This window comes from Mesorhizobium sp. M0040 (assembly GCF_040323505.1).
GTDB lineage: Bacteria > Pseudomonadota > Alphaproteobacteria > Rhizobiales > Rhizobiaceae > Mesorhizobium.
This window is the reverse complement of sequence record NZ_JAMYVA010000007.1, coordinates 128,407-151,613: the sequence shown is the minus strand read 5'-3', so window position 1 is coordinate 151,613 and position 23,207 is coordinate 128,407. Positions and strand designations below refer to the sequence as shown.

18 protein-coding genes are annotated in these 23,207 nt (G+C 63.6%); 6 read left to right on the top strand and 12 right to left on the bottom strand.

All coding sequences use genetic code 11. The features are described from left to right. Positions 1 to 118 precede the first annotated feature (118 nt). The 3 genes from NKJ91_RS09090 (at position 119) to NKJ91_RS09080 (ending at position 3,261) form a co-directional block, all read left to right on the top strand. Positions 119 to 967 carry a MurR/RpiR family transcriptional regulator gene (locus NKJ91_RS09090; RefSeq protein ID WP_352455256.1) on the top strand — a complete coding sequence of 283 codons (849 nt, stop codon included), beginning with the start codon at positions 119 to 121 and terminating at the stop codon, positions 965 to 967. Between the two features lie 242 nt (positions 968 to 1,209). Further along, positions 1,210 to 2,319, top strand: coding sequence for a carbohydrate kinase (locus tag NKJ91_RS09085; RefSeq protein ID WP_352455255.1), 1,110 nt, complete (start codon positions 1,210 to 1,212; stop codon positions 2,317 to 2,319). Positions 2,320 to 2,331: 12 nt separating this feature from the next. Next, entirely contained in the window at positions 2,332 to 3,261 is a 930-nt protein-coding gene (locus NKJ91_RS09080; RefSeq protein ID WP_023676041.1) for a pseudouridine-5'-phosphate glycosidase, read from the top strand. 35 nt (positions 3,262 to 3,296) lie between these two features. Here NKJ91_RS09080 and NKJ91_RS09075 read toward each other — a convergent pair whose 3' ends face one another. The 9 genes from NKJ91_RS09075 to NKJ91_RS09035 all read right to left on the bottom strand — a co-directional run bounded on the left by NKJ91_RS09075 (position 3,297) and on the right by NKJ91_RS09035 (position 15,735). Continuing rightward, the gene (locus NKJ91_RS09075) at positions 3,297 to 4,697 is read right to left on the bottom strand and encodes an FAD-binding oxidoreductase (protein ID WP_502900682.1); all 1,401 of its coding nucleotides are present in this window, start codon (positions 4,695 to 4,697) and stop codon (positions 3,297 to 3,299) included. A gap of 185 nt (positions 4,698 to 4,882) precedes the next feature. Further along, positions 4,883 to 6,139: a VWA domain-containing protein gene (locus tag NKJ91_RS09070; protein ID WP_352455254.1), complete on the bottom strand. Its 1,257-nt coding sequence runs from the start codon at positions 6,137 to 6,139 to the stop codon at positions 4,883 to 4,885. Continuing rightward, positions 6,132 to 8,390 carry a DUF5682 family protein gene (locus NKJ91_RS09065; RefSeq protein WP_352455253.1) on the bottom strand — a complete coding sequence of 753 codons (2,259 nt, stop codon included), beginning with the start codon at positions 8,388 to 8,390 and terminating at the stop codon, positions 6,132 to 6,134. The genes NKJ91_RS09070 and NKJ91_RS09065 overlap by 8 nt, the downstream gene beginning before the upstream one ends. A 4-nt stretch (positions 8,391 to 8,394) precedes the next feature. Further along, a complete protein-coding gene (locus NKJ91_RS09060; protein ID WP_352455252.1) occupies positions 8,395 to 9,474 on the bottom strand; it encodes an ATP-binding protein in 1,080 nt (359 codons plus the stop codon). A gap of 20 nt (positions 9,475 to 9,494) precedes the next feature. After that, positions 9,495 to 10,619, bottom strand: coding sequence for a DUF5691 domain-containing protein (locus NKJ91_RS09055; RefSeq protein ID WP_352455251.1), 1,125 nt, complete (start codon positions 10,617 to 10,619; stop codon positions 9,495 to 9,497). A gap of 305 nt (positions 10,620 to 10,924) precedes the next feature. Continuing rightward, a complete protein-coding gene (locus NKJ91_RS09050) occupies positions 10,925 to 12,325 on the bottom strand; it encodes an SWIM zinc finger family protein (protein WP_352455250.1) in 1,401 nt (466 codons plus the stop codon). A gap of 192 nt (positions 12,326 to 12,517) precedes the next feature. After that, positions 12,518 to 13,798 (bottom strand): amylo-alpha-1,6-glucosidase, encoded by a 1,281-nt coding sequence (locus NKJ91_RS09045; RefSeq protein WP_352455249.1) that lies wholly within the window; start codon positions 13,796 to 13,798, stop codon positions 12,518 to 12,520. A gap of 32 nt (positions 13,799 to 13,830) precedes the next feature. Beyond that, on the bottom strand, positions 13,831 to 14,871 hold the full coding sequence (locus tag NKJ91_RS09040; protein WP_352455248.1) for an ABC transporter ATP-binding protein: 1,041 nt from the start codon (positions 14,869 to 14,871) through the stop codon (positions 13,831 to 13,833). Positions 14,872 to 14,892: 21 nt separating this feature from the next. Then, positions 14,893 to 15,735, bottom strand: a complete 843-nt coding sequence (locus NKJ91_RS09035; protein WP_352455247.1) for a carbohydrate ABC transporter permease — start codon at positions 15,733 to 15,735, stop codon at positions 14,893 to 14,895. Positions 15,736 to 15,998: 263 nt separating this feature from the next. Between NKJ91_RS09035 and NKJ91_RS09030 the strand changes: the two genes are divergently transcribed. Continuing rightward, on the top strand, positions 15,999 to 17,210 hold the full coding sequence (locus tag NKJ91_RS09030; protein ID WP_352455246.1) for an IS110 family RNA-guided transposase: 1,212 nt from the start codon (positions 15,999 to 16,001) through the stop codon (positions 17,208 to 17,210). A gap of 8 nt (positions 17,211 to 17,218) precedes the next feature. Here the strand turns inward: NKJ91_RS09030 and NKJ91_RS09025 are convergent, their stop codons facing one another. The 3 genes from NKJ91_RS09025 to NKJ91_RS09015 all read right to left on the bottom strand — a co-directional run bounded on the left by NKJ91_RS09025 (position 17,219) and on the right by NKJ91_RS09015 (position 20,488). Further along, positions 17,219 to 18,064, bottom strand: coding sequence for a carbohydrate ABC transporter permease (locus NKJ91_RS09025; RefSeq protein WP_352455245.1), 846 nt, complete (start codon positions 18,062 to 18,064; stop codon positions 17,219 to 17,221). A gap of 75 nt (positions 18,065 to 18,139) precedes the next feature. Next, complete coding sequence (locus NKJ91_RS09020; protein ID WP_352455244.1) at positions 18,140 to 19,408, bottom strand: ABC transporter substrate-binding protein; 1,269 nt, start codon at positions 19,406 to 19,408, stop codon at positions 18,140 to 18,142. A 36-nt stretch (positions 19,409 to 19,444) separates the two neighbouring features. After that, a complete protein-coding gene (locus NKJ91_RS09015) occupies positions 19,445 to 20,488 on the bottom strand; it encodes a LacI family DNA-binding transcriptional regulator (RefSeq protein ID WP_352455243.1) in 1,044 nt (347 codons plus the stop codon). 228 nt (positions 20,489 to 20,716) lie between these two features. Between NKJ91_RS09015 and NKJ91_RS09010 the strand changes: the two genes are divergently transcribed. After that, a complete protein-coding gene (locus NKJ91_RS09010; protein ID WP_352455242.1) occupies positions 20,717 to 21,691 on the top strand; it encodes a sugar-binding transcriptional regulator in 975 nt (324 codons plus the stop codon). Between the two features lie 44 nt (positions 21,692 to 21,735). Next, entirely contained in the window at positions 21,736 to 23,181 is a 1,446-nt protein-coding gene (locus NKJ91_RS09005) for an ABC transporter substrate-binding protein (protein WP_352455241.1), read from the top strand. Positions 23,182 to 23,207 lie beyond the last annotated feature (26 nt).

Here is a 23,207-nt window from a genome sequence, read left to right as displayed (position 1 = left end):
AAGGCTGGGCCGCAACCGCACCAGTCGAGATTTGATGGTTCATTCTTGGCTGTCAATCAGAGACGGAATAATTTATTCCTTGGCTTGGCATTGTCGATGACAGGCAATGGAGGAACGCATGTCCGTCCTGAAGAAGATCGAGGCCAAGCTCGAAGTCATGGCGCCCGGCGACCGCGAGATCGGTCGGTATATCGTCGATAATCCCGACCAGATGCTCCGCCTGTCGACGGCGGCGCTTGCCGCCGAGATCGGCCGCAGCCAATCGAGCGTCGTCAAATTCAGCCAGAAGCTCGGCTATTCCAGCTATCAGGAGCTTAAGCTCGCCGTCAGTGAGGCCAAGTCGCAGGAATGGCACGTGCCGGCCGGCATGATCCACGGTTCGATTGAGGTCGATGACAGCTATCTGGTCATCTTGCGCAAGCTGATCGGCAGCAAGCTCTTGTCGATGCAACAGACCGTCGCGGCCAACACCGAGCAGGAAATCGGCAAGGCCCTCGAAGCGTTGCACGGTGCGCGCCGCATTCATTTGGCCGGCGTCGGCGCATCCTCGCTGGTGGCGCGCGATTTTTCCTACAAGCTGATGAAGCTCGGCCGCAACGTGCTGCATGACAGCGACAGCCATGTGCAAATGGCCAATGTCTCGACGCTTGGACGAGGTGACGTGCTGTTCGCGCTCTCCTATTCCGGGGCGAGCATCGAAACCCTGCGGATAGCTGAACTTGCCCGCAAACGTGGCACCACCGTTATCGCCGTCACCGGACTTCGCGACAATCCGCTGAGCCGGGTTGCCGACATTCGCCTCCACACGATCGCCGATGAAGAGCGCGCGCGCTCGTCATCGATAACTGCGCGTGATGCACAACTGACGCTGACCGACCTGCTGTTCATCCTGCTCGTGCAGAAGCAGCCTGACGCCAACGAATACGTCCACAACAGCGAATTGGCCGTCTCGGTGCTGAAGGCTTAGCGCTCTTCGCCGTCTCGCGTTAAGGCCTCAGTTCCTCCCTGGCGCTGCACGCCGACAAGAGCAACTTTCGTCCTCCTTGGTGAAATAGCTTTCTTCAATGTGCTCACCCGCTTTCTTCGTCCGGCTGGCAGAGAGTCGCGGGAGCGCCGATTGGTCAAATGCCGCCGGTCGAAACAAATGTTGACAATGTCATCTGTTGTTGCGAAAGCGTTCAGCCTCGAATTTGACGGCCGGGTGAGACAATGGACGACCTTGGAGCACAGGAACAAGCGGTTCTCGACCTCATTGCGGCGAACCCATTCGCCGGCCAGCAGGACATAGCAACGGTGCTCGGCATCGCCCGCTCGACGGTCGCGGCCCACATCGTGCAACTCGTCAACAAGGGATACATTCTCGGCCGTGGTTACGTCTTGCCGACGTCCAAGCGCATGGTCTGCGTCGGCGGCGCGGTGCTCGACCGCAAATACCACGCCAAGAAGGATCTGATTTTCGAGACGTCGAACCCGGTCGACGGCTATCGCAGCTTCGGCGGGGTTGCCCGCAACGTCGCCGAAAACCTTGCCCGCCTCGGCGTCGACATAAGCTTCGTCTCGATCGTCGGCGACGATGAAACCGGCCGCTCACTGGTGCGGCATCTGCGCGACCTCGGCGCCGATGTCAGCCAGGTCATCACCACCACGGAACGGCCGACGGCGGAATACGCGGCCATCCTCGACCGCAACAACGACCTCGTGCTCGGCATTGCCGACATGGAGATCTTCGATCTGTTTTCGTCGTCCTATCTCGACCGCTTCTGGCCGCATCTGGCTTCGGCGACATGGGTGTTCATCGACTGCAATCTGCCGGCCGCGACCCTCGCAGCACTGATCTCGCGCAAGCAGGGTGCGCGCTTCAAGCTCGCAGTCGACACGGTATCGGCGCCGAAATCAGCGCGCCTGCCGAAGGACCTGACCGGCGTCGATCTTCTGTTCACCAATCATGACGAGGCCAACACGATGCTCGGCATGACGGATGCCGACAGGCGGCTGACGCCGGAGGAAGCAGCGGCAGCGCTGCGCGCGGCCGGCGCCGGCGAGGTGGTCGTGACCGTGGGCGCGCATGGATTTGCCGTTGCGACCGAGAGCGGTGTGACGACCATGCACTCCGTCCCGGCGCAGCCCGTCGATATCACCGGCGCCGGTGACGCGATGATCGCCGGCACACTGTACAAGGTGCTTTCGGGTGAGCCGGTCGCTCATGCCGTGCGCATCGGCGCGCTGCTTGCCACACTGACCACCGAGAGCGAATCCAGCGTCCATCCCGATCTGTCGCCGCGCTTCCTTGCCGCCGGCATGTACCGCATTCCTGCCTGAAAGCGAGATGATATGAAACCTTTCCTTGTCCACCTGAACGATGAAGTCGCTGCTGCGCTTGATGAAGGCCGCGCGGTGGTGGCATTGGAATCGACGATTATCACCCACGGCATGCCATATCCGGCCAATCTGGAAACTGCCCGTGGTGTCGAGACCGTAGTGCGTGAAAACGGCGCCGTGCCCGCCACGATCGCAGTGGTCGCCGGCAAGATCAAGGTTGGCCTCGACGACCGTGAACTGGAAGAGCTGGCAGCGGCAAAGGGCGTGGTCAAGGCTTCCGGGCGCGATCTCGCCGCCATCATGGTGCGCGGCGGCTCGGCCGGAACCACCGTCTCGGCGACGATGCGGATCGCCGCTTTAGCCGGGATCGGCATTTTTGCGACCGGCGGCGTCGGCGGCGTGCATCGCGGCGCCGAAGCCACTTTCGATATCTCCGCCGACCTGACCGAACTCGGCCAAACCGGCACGACCGTCGTCTGCGCCGGAGTTAAGTCGATCCTCGATATTGCGAAGACGCTGGAATATCTGGAAACTCAGCGCGTGCCGGTGATCGCCTATGGGAGCGATGATTTTCCGGCTTTCTACACCCGCTCCAGCGGGCTCAAGGCCGATCATCGCCTCGACACGCCCGACGAGATCGCGCGAGCCATGCTGCTGCATGACGAGATGGAATCCGGCACCGGCATTCTCGTCGCCAACCCTATCCCCGAAGCGGACGCGCTCGATCCGGCGTTCATCGACGGCACGATCGCAGCGGCCGTGGCTGAGGCCGAGAAGCGCGGCATCGGGCGCAAGGAACTAACGCCGTTTCTGCTCGCACGCATCAATGAGCTTTCGCAAGGCCGCAGCCTGAAGGCCAACATCGCGCTGGTCCGCAACAACGCCGCGCTTGCTGCCCGCATTGCGGTGGCGCATGCGGAATTGAAGAGCGCGACCAGATAGAGACAGCATCCGGCCAGCGCTACCGGCCTTCGATTTCAGCCCGGCGCCAGGTCGAAGATGCGCCCGGCATTGAGGATGTTGTTCGGGTCGAAGGCTGCTTTCAGGCGGCGCATGGCCGCGATCTCGGCGTCGCTGCGCACAAGGTGCAGCCATTCCTTCTTGTCGAGGCCGATGCCATGTTCGGCCGAAACGCCGCCGCCGGCGGCGGCAACACCGCGGTACACGATGCCGTATGCGGCCGCCGGATCCGCGGTGCGGACCTGATAATGCAGATTGCCATCGCCGAGATGGCCGAAGACGTAGATGTCGGCGCCAGGGTCGACGGCCCTGATGGCGGCTTCTGTTTCGCCCAGGAAAGTCGCCATTCTCACCAGTGGGATGCTGATATCGACGCCGATCAGGCCTGCCATCGAAAACAGGAAACGGTTGGCCTCTTCTCGCACCGCCCAGAGCGCCCGGAATTCGCGCGGCGATTGCGAGACGACCACGTCGTCGATCACGCCATCTTCAACCGCCTGCATCAGCACCGCGGCAAAACGTTCGCCGTCGCGGTCGGGCTCGCTGCCCTGTATCTCGGCAAGCACATAGACGGGCGAGCCGGCGGGCAGCGGCGCCAGCGCCTCCATGCCGGCGATCATGGCGCCATAGAGCGGTGCGAAATTCACCTCATAGGCCGATAGCAAGGGCCCGAGCTTCCGCCTGAGCAGCGCAAGCAGCGTGATCGCCGCGTCCAGCGAAGCAAGCGCGCAGAAGCCGTTGATCTCGGTGGCCGGCTTCGGATGCAGCCGCAGGCATGCGCGCGTGACCACGCCGAGCGTGCCTTCGCTGCCGATGAACAATTGGCTGAGGTCGTAGCCGGAGTTGTCCTTCGCCAAACCCTTGAGCGAGGTCAGGATACTGCCGTCGGCAAGCACCGCTTCCAGGCCAAGCACCTGAGCCCGGTACATACCGTAGCGCAGCACGCGGATGCCGCCGGCATTGGTGGCGACATTGCCGCCGACGGTGGCCGTGCCGCGCGCTCCGATGTCGACGCCGAACAGCAAGCCGGCCGCATCGGCGGCTTCCTGCACCGCTTGCAGCGGCGCGCCGGCCTCGGCGATGATGGTCGCCGCCTCGCGGTCGAGAGCTTCAACGGAAGTCATGCGCTCCAGCGACAGCACAGCTTCGCCGGGTTGGATGCGAGCGCCGCCGGCAAGCCCGGTCCGGCCCCCCTGGACCACAAGCCTCTGCCCCGCCTCATTGCACAGGCGCAGTATGTCCGACACCTCGCCGGCAGTGCGCGGTCGCAGCACGACCTCCGGCCGCGCACCGGTTTTGCCGTCGGGGTCTTCCCTGTAACGCGGCCCGGCCTCATCTGCCGAGACGATCGCGGACCGATCCAGCCGACCCTCAAGTCGCGACAGAAGCTCGGCGGTTCGCGAGGAGAGGGCGCTCACGGACGCTATTGGCGCGCAGATATCGATGCAACGCACGCGAAGACCGGCGAGGATTGCAGGAGCGGCTTGACGCGAATTTCGCTGGAAAGAAAACATGCGGAAAACCCGCCAAAAATGCAGTCGGTTGCTGTCGCCATGCACCGCTCCTGTGTAACAGGTCGACCATAGGCGCGGACCGCGTTTTGTCAAACTGTGGCAGTTGGTGATGGGTGGCTCGACGCCTGCGTTTCGGCGCGGACCACCTTGATGTCGGCGCCTGCCGCCCATGCTCCGATATCGTCGCGGCGTAAGGCCGCAGCCATCATGTCCGGAAACAGATCCGGCGTGCAGGCAAAGACGGGAATACCAAGGGCTGCTACCGAGCCTGCCATTGTGGGATCGTAGCCGGGCCGGCCTTGATCGGTCAGCGCCAGAAGCACGACGACATTTACGCCGGATCGAACCAGCGCTGCCAGTCGCCGCAGCAGGTCCTGGCCATTACCGCCTTCATAGAGATCGGTGATCAGCACCAGATGCGACTTGGTGGGCCGTTCGATACGGTCGGCGCAATAGGCGACCGCCTGATTGATGTCGGTGCCGCCGCCAAGCTGCACGCCGAACAGCACCTCGACGGGATCGCTGAGCTCTTCGGTCAGGTCGACGATCGCCGTATCGAAGCAGACAAGCTTCGTGCGCACAACCGGCAGCGAGGCCATCACCGCCGCGAAGATCGAGGCGTAGACCACCGAGCTTGCCATCGAGCCGGACTGGTCGACGCAGAGAACGACCTCATCCAGATCGACAAGCCGGCGCTGCTTGCGCATGAAGCCGACCAGTTTCTCCGGCACGATGGTCCTATGCTCGGGTTGATAGTGGCGAAGGTTCGCCGAAATAGTGCGCTGCCAGTCGATATCGCGTGCACGCGGGCGGTTGGTGCGTCTCGATCGATCGAGAGCGCCGCGTATCGCCTCCGCGGTCTTCTGCTCCAGCTTCTGCATCAGCTTGCCGACGATATCGGCAATGATCGTCCGGGCAATGTCCTTGGTCTTGGCCGGCATGACCGAGCGCAGCGAAATCAGGTCGGCGACGAGATTGACGTCAGCCTCGATCGCTTTGAGGAATTCCGGTTCCATCAGCATCTGCTTCAGGTCCAGCCGTTCGAACGCGTCCTTCTGGACGATCTGGACGACCTGCGCCGGAAAGAAGGAGCGAATGTCGCTCATCCATTGCGCGACGCGCGGCGCCGACCGGCCAAGGCCGCCACGCCGCTTGCGCGGGTCGGCAGAAGCGGCGCTAACGCCGTCGCCGTAGAGAGCGTCGAGTGCCGCCGAAAGCCGTTTATCGTCGCTGGAAAGTGCCCCAGACGTTTCGTCATCGGCGCCGCTCGCCAGTCGCCAGCGGCGCTCCCTTCCGCCATCGGCAGTGAGCGGGCCGGGTTCGTTCATTTCGGCCTCGTCATCCATTGCCGGTTTCTCCGTTGAGCAACGGTCCAAGCAGCCCCAGGTGCCGGCGCCATGCCTCGCCGCCATCCGGCGTCGGCGTCACGCCAGCCGGCAAGCGCGCCGCGCGGCCGAGGACCGCTTCGATCAGCCGGCGGCGTTCCATGCTGTCCAGATTGGAAAAGACACGGCGCAGCAGCGGTAGATGCGCAATGAAAGCATCTTCGTCCAGGGATCTGAGCCACCCATCGACCGCACCGCGCAGACCCTCGTCATAAATCAGCCGTTGACCGGCTGTGCTGAAGAAGCCTTCGAAGAACCCGGCCGCGTCAGTGACAGGCGTCCCCGGTGACAGGTGTCGCCCGAGCAGCCCGGCAGCGGCTTCGGCGGACAGGCGACCGGCTTCATACAGCAGGTGCGCGGCGCACCCGGCCAGCAGCGCCGTCGACCGTGACGCCTCCGGCACGGCCGCCAGCCCGTTGCGCCATCCGTCCAGCACGTCTTGGCCGGGTTCGACCAGCCTGATCGCCTCATCGGCCTTGCGCATCGCCCCAACCAGTGTCGCGGCGGCCTGCTCATCCAGATCGCGCGCAGCGTAGGGAAGCGCGATCGCACCTTCAACGATCAGCCGCTCCATGAGGCCGGACAGACGGTCCGTTTGCGTTTTGCGGGCCTCGCCGTAGCGGACAATGTCGGCGAGCGGCGGCACCGACGCCAGGATCTCCAGGCATTCACTGCTGCGCGCCGCGCGTGCCTCCAACGCCGTGAGGCCGGCAGTAGATGCTTCCGACAAGTTTGCCGTGATGGCGCTCTGGACCAGTGCCGCAAGCGTATCGAGCGTCGCCGCCGTTTCGATCATCCGGATCAGGCGGCCATTGGCAGCCTTTTCGATGGTCGGCCCGTAGATCAGGTTCTCGACCAGACGAACGGCATATTCCGGTTCCCACGCTAGGGTCCACCGCTCGCGGAAGGTGCCACGGCTGCGACCGGCATCGGTCAGTCTGCCCCAATGCACACCAAGCACGTGCAGCCGATGCAGCAATGTCGAGCGAAACAGCCCGCTCTCGCTTCGCAGGTCGACCGACAGTTCCCGCTCCAGCGCCTCGGGTTTTAGGCGCGCCGCCTTTTGGCTACGCTGCAGATCCTCGATCAGCGGCGCCAGCGGTGTGTCGGGCGGAATTTCCCCTACGTCCGAACCCAGAAGCAGCTCGGCCTCAACCAACCTCCACAGCAACGCTTCGCCGTTGAAGAGGGCGGCGATCGCGGCGTCGCGCAATTCCTCAAATCCGGGTTTCGGTCGTTCGCGAATCGCGGCAAGCGTCCGGGCGAGCCGCTCCGCTTCGATCAGCGAGGCGGTCGAGATCAAGTGACCCTTCGCCCGCAGCACGGCGGCGATCGTCGCAAGCCACAGGGTCGCCGCATCGCGCCGGCCGCGCGTGCGCCAGAGATGCTTACACCAGCCCGGTGCGACGACGCCCGCGCCATAGCCGTATCCCAGCGCCAGGCGCGGTCCCGTCCACGGTGCCCATGTCATTGTGCTCTTGCGCCGGGCAATTCCCTTGATCAGGACCTGATCGTTTTTCTGAGTGTGGGTGGCCTGCAGCGCCGGCACATGCCATGCCCCGCAGACGACGGCGATCGGCCCGTCGAACTGCTTACGCGCCTTGGCGATTTCGAGCCGCATATGCGCCTCGCGCTTGGCTTCGAACTGCGCGATCGGACCCTCACCATTCCGCAGTGTCGTCATCGCATCGGCGATGGCCGCAAATATGGGGCCGGGTTCCGGGTTCTGTTCAATGATGTCCGACCACCAGCTTTCGCCGTCCTCATAACCGGCGGCGTGTGCCAGCATGGCTATCGGATCACGCGGAAGCGGAGCCGCGTCACCATCCTCGGGGGCTTGGGTAGCTTCGGTCGCATCGGTGTCCTCCGCGCCACCGATCGCAGCAGTGGTGAACCGTGCCGATGACGGCAGGTCGATAAACTGCAACGTCGCCTTATTGCCCACAGCCCAAAGCGCCGCCTGGTATTCGGGCGAGAACTCGGCAAAAGGCCAGAAGCTTGTCGAAGCCGGATCGTCCTCCGGATAGCAAAGGAGCGCCACAGGCGGCTGCATTTCGGGGCGGGCCAGCATGGGCAGAAGCTCAGAGGCGTCGATCGGCCCCTCGATCAGCACGGCGACCGGGTTCAAATCCTGCAGTGCCTGCACCAGGCTGTCGGCGGAACCCGGCCCGTGATGGCGTATCCCGAAATAGGCAATGTCGCCGTGGCCCATGGCGTCAGATCGCTGCGTTCAGCGCCGCGTAATAGCCGGCATAGTCGGCCCGCCTCTTGAGCACGGTTTCCAGATATTCCTCCAGCACCACCTTGTCCTGCACCGGATCCTTCACGATCGCCCCGACAAGGCTGGCGGCGAGACCTTCGGCGCCGAGCTTGCCACTGTCGAACCACGCCGCCTGGCTGAGCCCGCCAACCATCGTGGCGATCGCTTCTGCGGTCGACAGCGAGCCGGAAGGCGTCTTCAGCGTCACCTTGCCGTCGGCAGTCGCGCCGGAGCGCAATTCGCGGAAGATGGTCAGCACACGGGCGATCTCCTCGCCGACATTTTTCGGCACCGGCAGGTCGAGTCCACCAGCCATCTCGTCGACCCGTTTGGAGACGATCGCCACCTCTTCGGCCATGTCTTCCGGCAATGGCAGCACCACGACATTGAAGCGACGCTTGAGCGCCGAGGAGAGCTCGTTGACACCTTTGTCGCGGTTGTTTGCCGTGGCGATAATGTTGAAGCCGCGCTGGGCGTAGATCGAGGTGTTCAATTCCGGGATAGGCATCATCTTTTCGGAAAGCACGGTGATCAGCGTGTCCTGCACGTCTGAGCCCATGCGGGTCAGTTCCTCCAGCCGGCAGAGCTTGCCGTTCTGCATGGCTCGGTAGAGCGGCGTCGGCACCAACGCTTCCTGGCTCGGGCCCTTTGCCAGTAGCTGCGCATAGTTCCAGCCATAGCGGATCTGGTTCTCGTCGGTGCCGGCCGTGCACTGCACGATCAGCGTCGAGTCGCCCATGATGGCGGCGGCAAGATGTTCAGACACCCAGGACTTGGCGGTTCCGGGAACGCCGAGCAGCAAGAGTGCACGGTCGGTGGCGAGCGTCGCTACCGCGGTTTCCATCAACCGGCGGCGACCGACATATTTTGGCGTTACCAAGGTGCCGTCACCGGCCTTCCCGCCTAGCAAATAGGTCAGCACAGCCTGTGGCGACAGGCTCCAGCCGGCAGGCCTCTGCCGGTCGTCATCGCGCGCCAGCGCCTGCAATTCCGAAGCGTAGGCCTGCTCGACCGGGAGGCGGATGGCTGCGTTCATTTTGCTGTTCTCCGGATTGGTCATGTGTTGCTTCCAGGCCCCGCCAGTGATGCGTTGAGACGTAGAAGCCCGAGTGAAGGAGCCGCGGGCGGCACGCCCGCCGCGACCATGTCGTCGATCAATTTCGCTGCCGTGGTCGCGGTGGCAAGGAAGCCGATCGTCTCCAGTACATCGTCGAGACCCCGCCGCGCGGCGTCGTCTTTTCCGCCGGCGGCGGAACGCAGTGCGGCGAGCGCCTGTCCATTCGTCAGGTCGTCCCATTCCAGCCAGTCGACATCGATGCCTTCCGCCAGGTTGATCATGCCAAGATAAGTTGTCTCCTTGAGGATCAGCCTGATGAGGACACGCTTTCTGCGGCTGTCCAGGCGCGGCATGAGGTGAAGCACGAACAGCGCCGGTTTGCCGCCTTCGGCGATAAGCGTATCCGCCATCTGCGTAAGGGCGGCTTCGCTCCCTGAGGCGGCGACCATTCGTGCGATCAGGATGTCGGCTTTATTGTCGGCACCGAATTGCCAGCCTCCTATGAATTCGGCTTCCGTAGTGTTGAACCGTTCGGTAAGGTCGACGAGGTTGCATATCTCGAACAGTTCGGCGCGGCGTTGCTCCTGCGCTTGGGATTTTAGTTTTGCTGGAGTGTAGATCGTCCGGCGGCGGATGAAGCCCGATCTGCCTTCAGTGATAAAGGCGGCGAGTTCGGCTACGGGATCGTCCGGTCCACCGTCGCTCGGGCGAACGTGCTCTCCTAATCTTGCCAGCAGCCGGCCAGCCAGTTCGCGCACCTTGCCGGACCTGTCGGCGGAAAGGCTTTTCAGGAAAGGCACGTCCTCGGCACTCAGGCCGAAGCGCATAAGCTCGACCAGCGCAAGCCTGACTTCCGCCGGTTCGCCCGACGCCTTGGCTTCGATCAACATTCGAGCCGATGTCGGGTCGGTACGGCGCATATCGGCAAGGGCCAAGCGTCGCGCGGCGGGATAGAACTCATCCCAGTTTTCCGCAGTCAGTTTCTCTTGTGGGGCAAGCCTTTCCCCGTTCATGCTTGCTTGCCAGTCTACCCATGGTGCGTAGACGTCCGAGCTGTTCTGATCCGAGGGCATCCAGTCCATGGGATGGAGCACAAAGCCGCGGCTGGCGACGAGCGCCGCCACGCGTGCCTTTCGCCTCGCGTCGGCGGCGTGCTTCAGAGCGGCTCTCAACAACGGCCGAAATCGTGCCGGCAGAATGGGCAGGGCAAGTCTGGGCAGCGGCGGACGACGCTTGAGTGTCGTCGGCGCGGCCGGCCGCAGCGCGACGTCGAGCGCTTGTGCTGCGATTGCCAGGAGCCGGCGCTCCTGTTCGTCGGGACTTGCACCGCTGGCGATTGCCTTCCATCCGGCCGGAGCCAGATCGAACGTAGCACCGCCGGTGATCCAGCAATCGCGCATTGCCGCCAGGCCTGTTTGCTCGCTTTCGTTCACGCCAGATCAAGCCTCCCGAACTCGCTTTGCGCCGCCAGAAGCTCAAGCCGGGCGCCGTTCCAGAGCGCTGCCGTGGCCGCAAGGTCGAGGCCGAGCAAGGTTTGATCTACCGCGCCGGCGATCGGCAAGGCGATCCCCTGCGGTTCATCCTCCGCCTGCCACCATGCCGTGCCCCGATCGTCGAGCAGGATAGCGCCGGGCGGCAGCATGAGGGGACAATCGGCGATCCAGGGCGCGGCGTCCTGATGGGAAGCATGCGTGGCGAGCGGATCCTTCGCGGTGCCAAAAGCAAAATCGGGCCACGCGCCGGGCGCAACCTCCCCTATGCGCTCCACCACGAGGGCGCGGAGCGGCATGCGTGATGGATAAAACACCAGTCGGGCATTGAAACGGTCGCCTGGTGCAAAAGCGTTGGACCGGCGCCCGGCCGAAGCCGGGAAAAAGTCGAGCAGCACGGCAAATTGCGGGGTGGCGCTTTTCAAATCGAGCAGCCAGGTCGAATGGCTGACCAGACCATCGCGGCGGCTCTCGATCTTCTCGCCGAGAACTTCCCAGAGGCTTTCAACCCGTCTTGCATCCGGACTGCTGAGAACCTGTTCGCGGGGTTCAGACGTTGATACGAGGCGCTTCAGCTCGGGGTCGTCGGGCTCCGACCGCCACGCCTTGGCCAGCAGCACGAGCTTGCCGAGCTCGCGGATTGCCGCATCAGACCGTTCCTCGCTGCGCAGCGCCATCAGCCGCGACGGAATCTCGTCGATACGGCCGGCGAGCGCGGCTGCCTTCATATCGACTAGCCGCGCAGCAATCCGCCGGCAACGGTCGCTGCTGGCGTCGACAAACCCGGACAGACCGAGCCGTAACTGGTCGGCTATCCACTGATCAAGCTCATCAAGCCCAGCCGACACTGCTTCTCGTGTGCTTTCCGCCCGCTTGCGCTGCGCCGCCTCGCGACGCTCCAGCGCCGCGATGTCTTCAACGGCGGTGCTCTCGTCGGCTCGTGCGGCTTCGCCAATGCGCTTGGCTTCCGCGCCGGGTACTGGTTGCGCCGGCTGTGGCGTTGTCTTCCTGCGTCGGCCAAGCCAGTCATTCACCCATTCCGGCGTGGTATTGGCAGCGGCAAAACTGGCTGGCGCGGTGGCGGCAATCCACATCAGGGCCAGCGTGTGCTTGCATGGGAATTTGCGCGAAGGGCAGGTGCATTTGTAGCCGTGATCACCCGTGTCGACCACCACTCGATAAGGATTGGAGCCGGAGCCCTGGCATTCGCCCCAGATGAGCGCCTGCTGCTCATGCTTTTCGAGCCGCGGCCAGTTCGTTCGTTTGGTGAGCTTGGAGGCGGCGCTCAGCGACGCCTGATCGGGAGCAAGCGCCTCAATGCTTTTCAGATCGAATTCCAAGCCGCGCTTCTCCCCGCCCCGACGCAGTATAGATAGCGGTTTGTGAAGAATTATTATAGCTCTGGCATGGTGAAGATTGGCATGCCTTGGCCCTGTTTTGATGGGCCGGGACATGCCTCAGACGCAAATGGGGTCGACTGTTATTCGGCAGACAGAACGGGCTTTGGTAGCCGGCGGCCTAGGCGGAAGCGTTCAGGCTCTGCCCTTCAGGAACTCGACCACCATTGCCGCGGTCCAGGTGAAGCGATTGCCGCCGAGCGGCTCGCCGCTGAGGGGATCGTAATATTCGGCAAAACCGCTCTCGGCGATCAGCTCGAGACTGGATTGCGTGATCCGTTGTGCGATTTGGCTGTGGCCGGCGGCGGCAAGGCCGTCGGCGATCATGTAGTTGACCACCAGCCAGACCGGGCCGCGCCAGTAGCGCTTTGGGTCGAAGCGCCCATCCTCAGGATCGTGCGACGGGACGATGTAACGCGCTTTGCCGGCGATGCGCTCGATCGTTGCAGCGATGGTCGCTGCCCGGCTTTCCGGGATGGCCGAAAATACCGACAGAATGCCGCCGACCGACGCGCTGTCAACATGCTTTCCGGCCACTCGGTCGAAACAAATGTACTGGCCATGCGCGTCGCTCCACAGCCGTTCCATTGCCGAAAGCCCCTTTTCGGCACGGGCGCGATTGGCTTCTGCGATTTCGGTTTCGCCAAGTGCCTCGGCGAGATCGGCAAGGTCGGCGGCGGAACGGATCAGGATGGCGTTGAATCCGGGATCGACGACCTGGAATGGCGAGGCATCGTGCAGCCGGGCATTATCCCAGCCAAGCCCGCGGAAATGCTGCAACAGCCAGACATAGCGGTCATACTGTGCCTTGGTTGGACGATGCGCCGGATCGGCGTGCAGGATGTCGCGGCGGGTGTAGGGCTCGACGCCTTCGGTCGGCACGCGCTCGAACGCCTCGTCCCAGTCGATCGAGTTGTCGCGGCCGGACTCCCATGGGTGGATTATGGCGACCAGCCCTTCGCCGTCCGGGTCGCGATTTTCGTAGAACCAGCGGTGCCAGGCATCGATTTTCGGCAACAGCGCGCGGGCGCGCTCGGCCGCCAGGGTCTTGTCCTTGGCCTGGTCGAACAAGCGGCGCACGGCAAAGCCGGCGACCGCCGGCTGGGTGATGCCGGAGGTGGCAGTCGGGCGGTTGGTTCGCCAGACCTCCGGCCCGGGGAAATAGCCGTCGCTCCAGACATGGAAGACGATGTGCGGCACCATGCCGTCTGGCCATTGGTGGGCGAACAGCGTGTCGATCTCGGTCCAGGCGCGCGCCTCGTCATAGTGGGCAAGGCCGAGCGCGGTCAGGCAGGAATCCCAGTTCCACTGAAACGGGTAGAGCCCCTTGGTCGGTATGGTATAGGTGCCTTGGTCATTTTCCCTGAGCACCTCGACGGCGCGGGCGATGGTTTCGTCGACAGCAAGAGATATCATCGGGGCGTTCGTACTTTCAGAATCGAAGGGGATCAAAGGGCGTTGGTGGTTTCGGGATCGAACCAGCGGATGCGATCGGGTTTGGGCGAAAGCCGCAAGTGATCGCCGACGGCGACCGTGGCATTCGATTCGAGGATGGCGCGGAACAGGCCGCCCTCGACGTCGCAGGTGACCAGCGTGTGCGGTCCGAGCGGCTCGACAACGCGCACGGTGGCGTTAATACCTTCGTTGCCGGCGTCCACATCCTCGGGGCGAATGGCGAATTCTATCGTCTGCTTGTCCGATTTGGGGCCGGGCAGCGTCAGCCCGGCGACGGTCCAACTGCCGTCGGCCGTCTTCGTCGCCGGGATGAAATTCATCGGCGGGTTGCCGATGAAGGAGCCGACGAAGCGGGCCGCCGGATTGCGGTAGACCTCTACCGGCGAGGCGGCCTGGACGATGCGGCCCTGATGCATGACGGCGATGCGGTCGGCGAGGCTCATCGCCTCGACCTGGTCGTGGGTAACGTAGATGGTGGTGGTCTTGGACGCCGCGAGCACACCTTTGAGCTCGGCGCGCATTTCGAGCCGCAGCAGCGCGTCTAGGTTGGACAGCGGCTCGTCCATCAAGATCACGTCAGGCTCCATCGCCAGGGCCCGGGCCACAGCCACGCGTTGGCGCTGACCGCCGGAAAGCTGGCCCGAATAGCGCTTCAAAAGCTGTTCGATATGCATGAGCTCGGCGGTGCGGTTGACGCGCCCGTCGACCTCCTGCTGCGGCAGCTTCTTCATGCGCAGGCCGAAGGCGATATTCTCGAATACCGTCAGGTGCGGAAACACGGCGTAATTCTGGAACACCATGGCGATGCCGCGTTCGCGCGGCGGCAGATGGTCGACGCGACGGCCGCCGATCCAGACCTCGCCCTGGCTTGGCGTTTCCAGCCCGGCGACGATCCTCAGCAGCGTGGTCTTGCCGCAACCCGAGGCGCCAAGCAGCACCATGAATTCCTGGTCGGCGATGGTCAGGTCGATCGAATGCAGCGCGGTGAAGCCGCCGAAACGTTTTGCCACCTGCTTGATGACGATCTCAGCCATCGGCGTTCTCTTTTGTGCGCGTCATCGGTTGGCGATCCCCCACATGGCGAACAGATATTTGCGAACGGCGAAGATGAAGATCAGCGCCGGAATGACCAGTGCCGCGCCACCGGCAAATTTGAGGTAGAGCGGCGATTCGCCGAGGCTCTGCAACAGGAAGGCAGTCAGCGTCCGGTTCTCTATGGTGAGCACTGCGGCAGCAAACACCTCGTTCCAGGAGATGGTGAAGGCAAACACCGCCGACGCCGCGATGCCCGGCAGCGCCAGCGGCAGAATGACTTTTCGGAATGCCTGCAATCTCGTGCAGCCGAGCGTCCAGGCCGCCTCCTCCAGCTCGACGGGAATGCCGGAGAACAGCGAGAAGGTGATCAGCACCGCAAACGGCAGCGCCAGCGTGGTGTGGACCAGCGCCAGCCCGATCGCGGTGTCGTCGAGGCCGGTGCGGATGAACATCACCGCCAGCGGCAGCGCCAGCAGCGGCAGCGGGAAGGCGCGGGTCATCAGCACGAGGAAACGGAACGTTTCCTTGCCGGGGAAATCGAAGCGCGACAGCGCGTAGCCCGCGGGTGCGCCGAAGCCGATCGAGAGGATCATCGTCAGCGTGGCGACGAGCACGGAGTTCCACAGCGCCTTGGCGACGCCGGCGAAATTGATGAAGAAAGAAAGGCTGCCGAAATCGAATGACGGGAAGAAGCGCTTGGGAAAGGCGGTCACCTCTTCCGGCGACGACAGCGCGTTGACGATCAACAGATAGATCGGCAGCAGCACCCAGACGCAAAGCAGGATGACCGTTGCGACCAGCAACCAGTTGCCGGCTTTGCGGGCCTCAGGCGCGGCGATCGAGATCTCCGCGACAGTGCTCATCAGGCAACCTCGCGATTGCGTTGAATCAGTTTAAGGGCTGATTGGGCGTTGGTCCCGCGCCACCGTGACGACCGCCTGCGTTGCTTGCCCCACGAGGGCCCAAATGAGACTTGAGGCGTTGCGGTGGCCGGGAGCTCCAGACGGGCTACAGGAAGATGCGCCACGGACATTTCGGCCAAGATAGGTCCAGAGCGCCGATTGATGAGCATCCCGTGAGGGCTCCCGGCACCGGGCACCATACTCCAGTTTGCTGAGGTGCATCCATGACCATTTTCGTCGGTCTCGATTGGGGCGGATCGAGCCATGCCGTCTGTATCGTCGACGCTGCCGGCAAGATCCTCGACCACTTTACCGTCGCCCATGATCGCGACGGGCTTGCCGATCTCCTTGCCCGCCTGCGCCGGTACGGCCCGCCCGGCGAGATGTCGGTCGCCATCGAACGGCCGAGCGGGCTTCTCGTCGACGTGCTGGTCGAGGCCGGGTTCGTCGTCACCCCGATCCATCCCAATGTCGTCAAGGCGTGCCGGTCGCGCTATCGCGCCGTCGCCGCCAAGAGCGATCCCGGCGATGCCTACATCCTCGCCGACATCCTGCGGACCGACGGCCATCGGCTGATCCCGCTCAGGCCACAATCCGACGCCATCAAGGCCCTGCGCGCGCTGGTGCGCGGCCGCGACGATCTCGTCGCCAGCAAGGTTGTGCTCGCCAACCAGCTGCGCGCCCTGCTCGACAGCTTCTGGCCTGGTCCCGCCGGCCTGTTCGCCGACATCGCAAGCCCCATCGCGCTGGCGTTCATCCAGCGCTACCCGACGCCGGAAAGCGCCAGCCGCCTGGCCGAGAAGCGCATGGCCGCCTTCCTTGCCCAGAACCAGTATTGCGGCCGGCGCAGCGTCGCTGATGTGCTCGGCCGGCTCCGCTCCGCTCCCAGTCCAACCGCCGCCGAAGCCGAAGCCGACGCCAAGGGCGAACTCGTCCGCGCCATCGCCGGCACTCTCGAAGGCCTCGTCGCCCAGATCGCCAAGCTCTCCAGCCGCATCGAACATGCCGTTGCTCAATTGCCGGAAGGACGCATCGTCATGTCGTTTCCGCGCGCCGGAAAAATCTGCGCCGCCCAGATCACCGCCGAGCTGGGTGACGTGCGCACCCGCTTCCAGAGCGAGGATCATCTCGCCGCCGAGGCCGGCGTCGCTCCCGTCACCTACCAGAGCGGCAAATCCAGAGGCGTCGGCTGGCGATGGGCCTGCAACAAACGCCTGCGCGCTGCCATAACCTGCTTCGCCGACAACTCCAGACATGCAAGCCCATGGGCCGCGAAGATCTATCAAGACGCCAGAAGACGCGGATGCCGGCATCCTCACGCCGTGCGCATCCTCGCTCGCGCATGGCTGCGCATCCTCTGGAGAGCATGGCAGGACGGTATGCCCTACGATCCCCAAAAACACCCAGCCGCACGCGCTTTGCTCGCCAGTGGTTGACACAGGAATCATATCCGCGCCTCCTTCGGCACACGCAGCACCCGCAGGAAGAACAGCGTGAAGCCGATCGAGATGGCGAGGATGAACAGCGCCATGGCGGCGGCGACATTGTGGTCCTGCAGCGTGAACTGCCAATTGTAGGTCTCGCCCATCAGCACCGGCAGATTGGTGCCGCCGAGTGCTGCAACCACGGCAAAGACCTCAAAGGCAAGGATGACGCGCAGGATGATCGCCGTCTGCAGGCTTGGGCGCAGCAGAGGCAGCGTGATCTTGATGAAGCGCTTCCACGGGCTAGCGCCAAAAACCTCCGCCGCCTCGTAGTATTCCCGGGGGATCAGCCCCATGCCGGCGACCAGAATGACCATCATGATGGCGGTCGCGCGCCAGATCTCAGCCAGCGCCACGGCGATGAAGATCGTCAGCTTGCTCTGGTAGCCGAGGAACATGACCGGCCTGTCGATGACGCCGAGATTGGAGAGCAAGGTGTTCAGGAAGCCGGACTGGTCGAAGATGGCGAGCCAGATCAGCCCGGCGGCGAGATCGGAGATGCCGAGCGGAATAGCGAAGATGTAAAGCGCAGCGCTGCGCCCGGTTTCAAGCCGCGACACCACCGTTGCCATCAGCAGCGCCATCACCAGTTGGATCGGCACGACGATGGCGCTCAGCAGCAGCGTATTGCGGACAGTGACCGGAAACTTCCAGCTGCCCGCCATGGTGCGGAAATTGTCGAGCGTAAAGCCGCCGTCGCGGGTGAACGCCTCGAAGGCGACCAACACGAACGGGTAGAGGAAAAAGACACAGAGGAACAGCGTCGCCGGCGTCAGCAGCAGATAGGGCAGGGCCTTGCTGTGCATGGAGCGCTCTCTATTCGAAGCTTCAAAAGGGGTGGGCGCCCGGCGCGCTGGAAATCCGGACGCCCGGGAGGATTCTTAATCGACCGGGCAGGCGCCTTGCGAGGGCTTGTCGGGCGCCCAGCATGGCGCCTTCGCCTGGTCGATGATCGCCTTCAGCGCCGTCGCCTGTTCGTCGAGCACGCCGTGCACATCGTCGCCGCCGAGCACGATGCGCTCGAAGCTGTCGGTGTAGACCTGGTTGAACTTGCCGCCGAGGCCGCCAAGTCCCATCGGCAGCAGCGCCGGCAACGCATCGGGAGCTCCGGTCATGGTGGCGATCACTGGGCTGAAGGCCTTCACCGAGGCCGGCATGTCGTCGGGCAGCTTGACGTCGACGATGGGGAAGAAGTTTGTCGCCTTCACCGTCGCGATCTGGGTTTCCGGTTTCAGCATATAGGCGACCAGCGCCTTGGCCTTGTCCATGTCAGGCGAGGTCTTCGGGATAGCGACACCGGCCACCACCGGCATGTAGCCGCGGCCTGCCGGGCCAGCCGGCGCCGGGAAGGCGACAAACTCGTCGGGTTTCTGGTTGAAGGCGTCGGCGAGGCGCGCCACGTGATCGAATGCCACCCAGACTTCGCCGGTCAGCAGCGGCTCCTGCATGAAGGCATAGTTGGTCGAATTCGGGTTGGTGTATTGCCACAATTCCTTGAACTTATTCCACGCCGTCTCGGCCTCCGCCGAGCGGAATTTCGTCACCATCGAGCCGGTATACGATGGAAGGAGAAAACCCTCGAAGAAACGGTGCTTCAGCCCTTTCGGGCCGGCCGGAAAACCGAATTTGGGCGAACCGGTCTTTTCAGCGATGTTTTTCGCCCACTCGATCAGTTGGTCATAAGTGATGGTGTTGAGATCGGTGCCGGCCGGCAGATATTGCAGCGCCTGTTTGTTGGCCGCCATCAGAAAGGTGGCCTGCATCCATGGCAGGTACTTCTGCTCGCCGGTGCCGAGCATGCCGAGCTTCTTGTAGGTCTCGTTGACCTTGACGCCACCGAGATCGACGCCAGAGAGATCGACAAGGTTCGCGCCGACGGTGGAGAAGTCTCCGTGCAGGCCGCCGAGCACGCCTATGGTGCCGGAGCCGGCCTGCAGTTCGGCCTGAAGGCGGGTGAGCCAGGGCCCGTCCTCGGCGACCTGATAGTCGACCTGGCCGTCAAACCCCTTCAGCACTTCGCTGCGCATCTTCTGTGTCTCTTCCACTGGTCGCGCCTGTGTCGACCAGAACAACACCTGCTGGGCTTGTGCTGCGCCGGCAGCAAGCGACAACGCCAGCACCGCACCTGCCAATGTCCTCAACGCATTCATCGTCGTCTTCCTCCCTGGTTGTGCGCCGCTAAGGCGTCAGTTCCGTCCTGTGGGTGCCGGGCCATGGCTTGCCCGCGAGACAAGTGTCGGCCGGACCAGCCGCGTCAGTGGCGCGTCCGGCCTGTCGCCGATGACGGTCAGCAGCATCTCGCCGATCTCGCGCGCACACCGGCGGATCGAGGCGTCGAAAGTGGTCAGCCCCGGCGGCGCATAGGCGGAGGCGGCTATGTTGTCGAAGCCGATCACCGAAAGGTCGCGAGGAATGGCAAGTCCGGCGCGCCCCGCCTCTTCCATCACAGTCAGCGCCAGCTCGTCGAACAGCGCGACAATCGCCGTCGGCCGGTCGGTGGCGTGCAGAAGCCGGTTGATTGCCTGGATGCGGGCACCGCGATCGAAACGCGGCGCCGTCGCCACATCGAGCCTGACGGACGGATCGCCCCGGCGGGCGATCGCGGCGGCGAGCCCGTCCTGTCTGAGATGGCGAAATGTCATCGGCTCGGAAATCGTCACCAGGCCGAAATGGCGGTGTCCGAGATCGTAGAGCATGTCGAAGGCCTCGCCGAATGCGTGCGCGCCATCGGTATCGAGCCAATGGTAGGCAAAGTCGCCGTCGAGCAGCCGGCCATGCGCGACGAACGGGAAATTGCGGTGACGCAGATAGGCAAGCCGCTCGTCGACCTCGGCGATGCGGGTGACGACGACCCCATCGGCGCGTCCGGATTCGACGACATGGCGAAGCACGGAAAGTTCCGACTGGCCTTGCGCCGCTGCGGCCAGGATCAGGTCGGAGCCGTGCGAAACCAACCCTTCGCCGAGCCCGGTGACGAATTCGCCGAGGAAGGAATCGACCAGATTGGGGCCGCGGATCGGAAGTACCATGCCGACAAAGCCGCTGCGGCCGGAGACCAGCGTGCGGGCTGCGGTGTTCGGCACATAGCCGGCCTGATGCGCAGCCTCGGCGACACGTTGGCGCGTTTTCAAGGCAATTTGCTCGTGACCGGCAAGGGCGCGCGAAACGGTGGTAATCGACAGGCCGAGCTGCGCAGCAAGTTCCTTGAGGGTGGTAACGCGGGCCGGCATCGTTCCTCCCGAACGAAGTTTGAAACGTTTGTAATCACTTCAAGCGAAATTGCAAACGTTTTAAATGGTGCGCGGTCGGTGTTGTTTCTTGCCCGTTGGTTAGCGCGGCCCCTATTCGGCCCCGGCCGGCAAGCTCCTGGCCGGAGATTTAAACGCAGCGGTTGCTTGACTCGGGCGACGCCTTGTGAAAAATTTTGCAGCAACTGATAAAAATATCAAAGGGCGGAAATGGTTGGTTTTGGCAACGGCCTGCTGCGCGACGATGAGACCGGCATGGCAGCCCGTGCCGCCTGGCTTCACTATGCCGGCGGCCTGACCCAGTCGGAAGTCGCCAAACGGCTTGGCCTGACCAGTCTCAAGGCGCATCGCCTGATCACCAAGGCCAATCAGGAAGGCCTGGTCAAAGTCTACATCGACGGCGAAGTCTCCGAATGCGTGGAGCTTGAGGATGAGTTGTCCGGCCGGTACGGCCTCGACTACTGCGAGGTGGTTCCGGACTTCGATGCCGAAGACCTGCCGCTCAAGGCGCTCGGCATTGCTGGCGCGCAGTTTCTCAAGCGCGAGATCGAACGCGGCGAAGAGGCGCTGATCGGCGTCGGCCACGGCCGCACGCTTGCCGCCTGCGTGGAATATCTGCCGCGCATATCGGCCGGCAGGATCCGTTTCGTCTCGCTGCTTGGCGGCCTGACGCGCAAATTCTCGGCCAATCCGCATGACGTCATCCACCGCGTCGCCGAGCGGACTGGTGCGGAGGCCTATGTGATGCCCGTACCGATGTTCGCCAACACGGTCGAGGATCGAACGGTGTTGCTCGGGCAGAAGGGCGTCAGCGATGTCTTCGACCTCGCCAAGACCGCCGACCTGCTCATTGCCGGCATCGGCACCGCCGAGCGTGAGGCCTCGCTTGTCGCCACCGGCATGATCGAGAAGGGCGAGATGGAGGAGATCCGCCGCAACGGCGGCGTCGGCGAACTGCTCGGCCATTTCTTCGACGATGCCGGAAAGGCCGTTGCGACGACCCTTTCCAACCGGGCGCTGGCATTGGCGCGCGAAGACATCAGCAACCGCAGGATTGTCGCCGTCGCCGGCGGCAAGGTGAAGGTTCGCGCCATCAAGTCAGTGCTGGAGGGCCGTTATCTCAAAGGCTTGATAACCGACGAGCGGACGGCGCGATCGCTCGTGGAACAGACGCCGGTCGGGTAGCCGGCAACCATTTCGTTGAAACTACCCTGTGGAGGAGAAGAGAAATGCATGAGAAAGAGAAAGACCTCATCGACGCATTCCTGCGTGGACAAGTCGACCGCCGTGGGCTGATCAAGGGCCTCGGTGCAATGGGCCTTGCCGCCAGCACCGCCGGCACACTGCTCAATTTCGGGCAGACCCGCGCCCTGGCGGCTGATTTCGACTGGCAGGCGCATAAGGGCAAAACCATCAAGCTGTTGCTCAACAAGCATCCTTACGCCGATGCGATGATCGCCAACCTCGACAATTTCAAGAAGCTGACCGGCATGGAAGTCGTCTATGACGTATTCCCGGAAGACGTCTATTTCGACAAGGTTACCGCCGCGCTGTCGGCCAGCTCGCCCGAATACGATGCCTTCATGACCGGCGCCTACATGACCTGGACCTACGGCCCGGCCGGCTGGATCACCGACCTCAACGAATGGATCAAGGATCCGGCCAAGACCAACCCGAAATATGCCTGGGACGACTTCCTGCCAGGCGTCAAGAACTCCTGCGCCTGGAACGGCCAGCCGGGCGGCGCGCTCGGTTCGGCGGACGCCAAGCAATGGTGCATTCCGTGGGGCTTCGAGCAGAACAACATCACCTACAACAAGGGCATGTTCGACAAGGTCGGCGTCAGCGTTCCCGGCAATATGGATGAGATGGTCGCTACGGCGGCGAAGCTCACCAAGGACGTCGGCGGTGGCGTCTACGGCATCGGCGTGCGCGGCTCGCGCTCCTGGGCAACGATCCACCCGGGCTTCCTGTCGGCCTACGCCAATTTCGACCAGAAGGACCTGAACGTCTCGGCTGACGGCAAGCTGTCGGCCGCGATGAGCACCGCCGAATCCAAGGCTTTCCACAAGCAGTGGGTCCAGATGATCCAGGAGAGCGGCCCGAAGGACTGGTCGACCTACACCTGGTATCAGGTCGGCACCGATCTCGGTGCAGGTGCTTCGGCGATGATTTACGACGCCGACATCCTTGGCTACTTCATGAATGGCGGCGACAACAAGATGGCCGGCAAGCTCGCCTTTTCGGCATTCAAGGCCAATCCTGCCGCCAAGGCGCCGACGCCCAATATCTGGATCTGGTCGCTGTCGATGTCCAACTTCTCCAAGGACAAGGACGCCACCTGGTACTTCATGCAATGGGCATCCGGACCCGAGCATGCATTGTTCGGTGCGACCAAGATGGACTTCGTCAATCCGGTTCGTCAGTCGGTCTGGAACGACGAGATGTTCCGCGAGAAGCTGAACAAGAGCTATCCGGGTTATGTCGAGATGTTCGACGTCTCGGCGCCAGGCGCCAGCATCAAGTTCACCCCGCAGCCGCTGTTCTTCGATCTCACCACCGAATGGGCGGCGACGCTGCAGAAGATGGTGGCCAAGGAAGTGCCGGTCGACGAGGGCCTCGACAAGCTGGCCGAGAGCATCAACAGCCAGCTCAAGGAAGCCGGGCTCGGCTAAGCCGCGGCCAAGGCTGACCCGTCCGC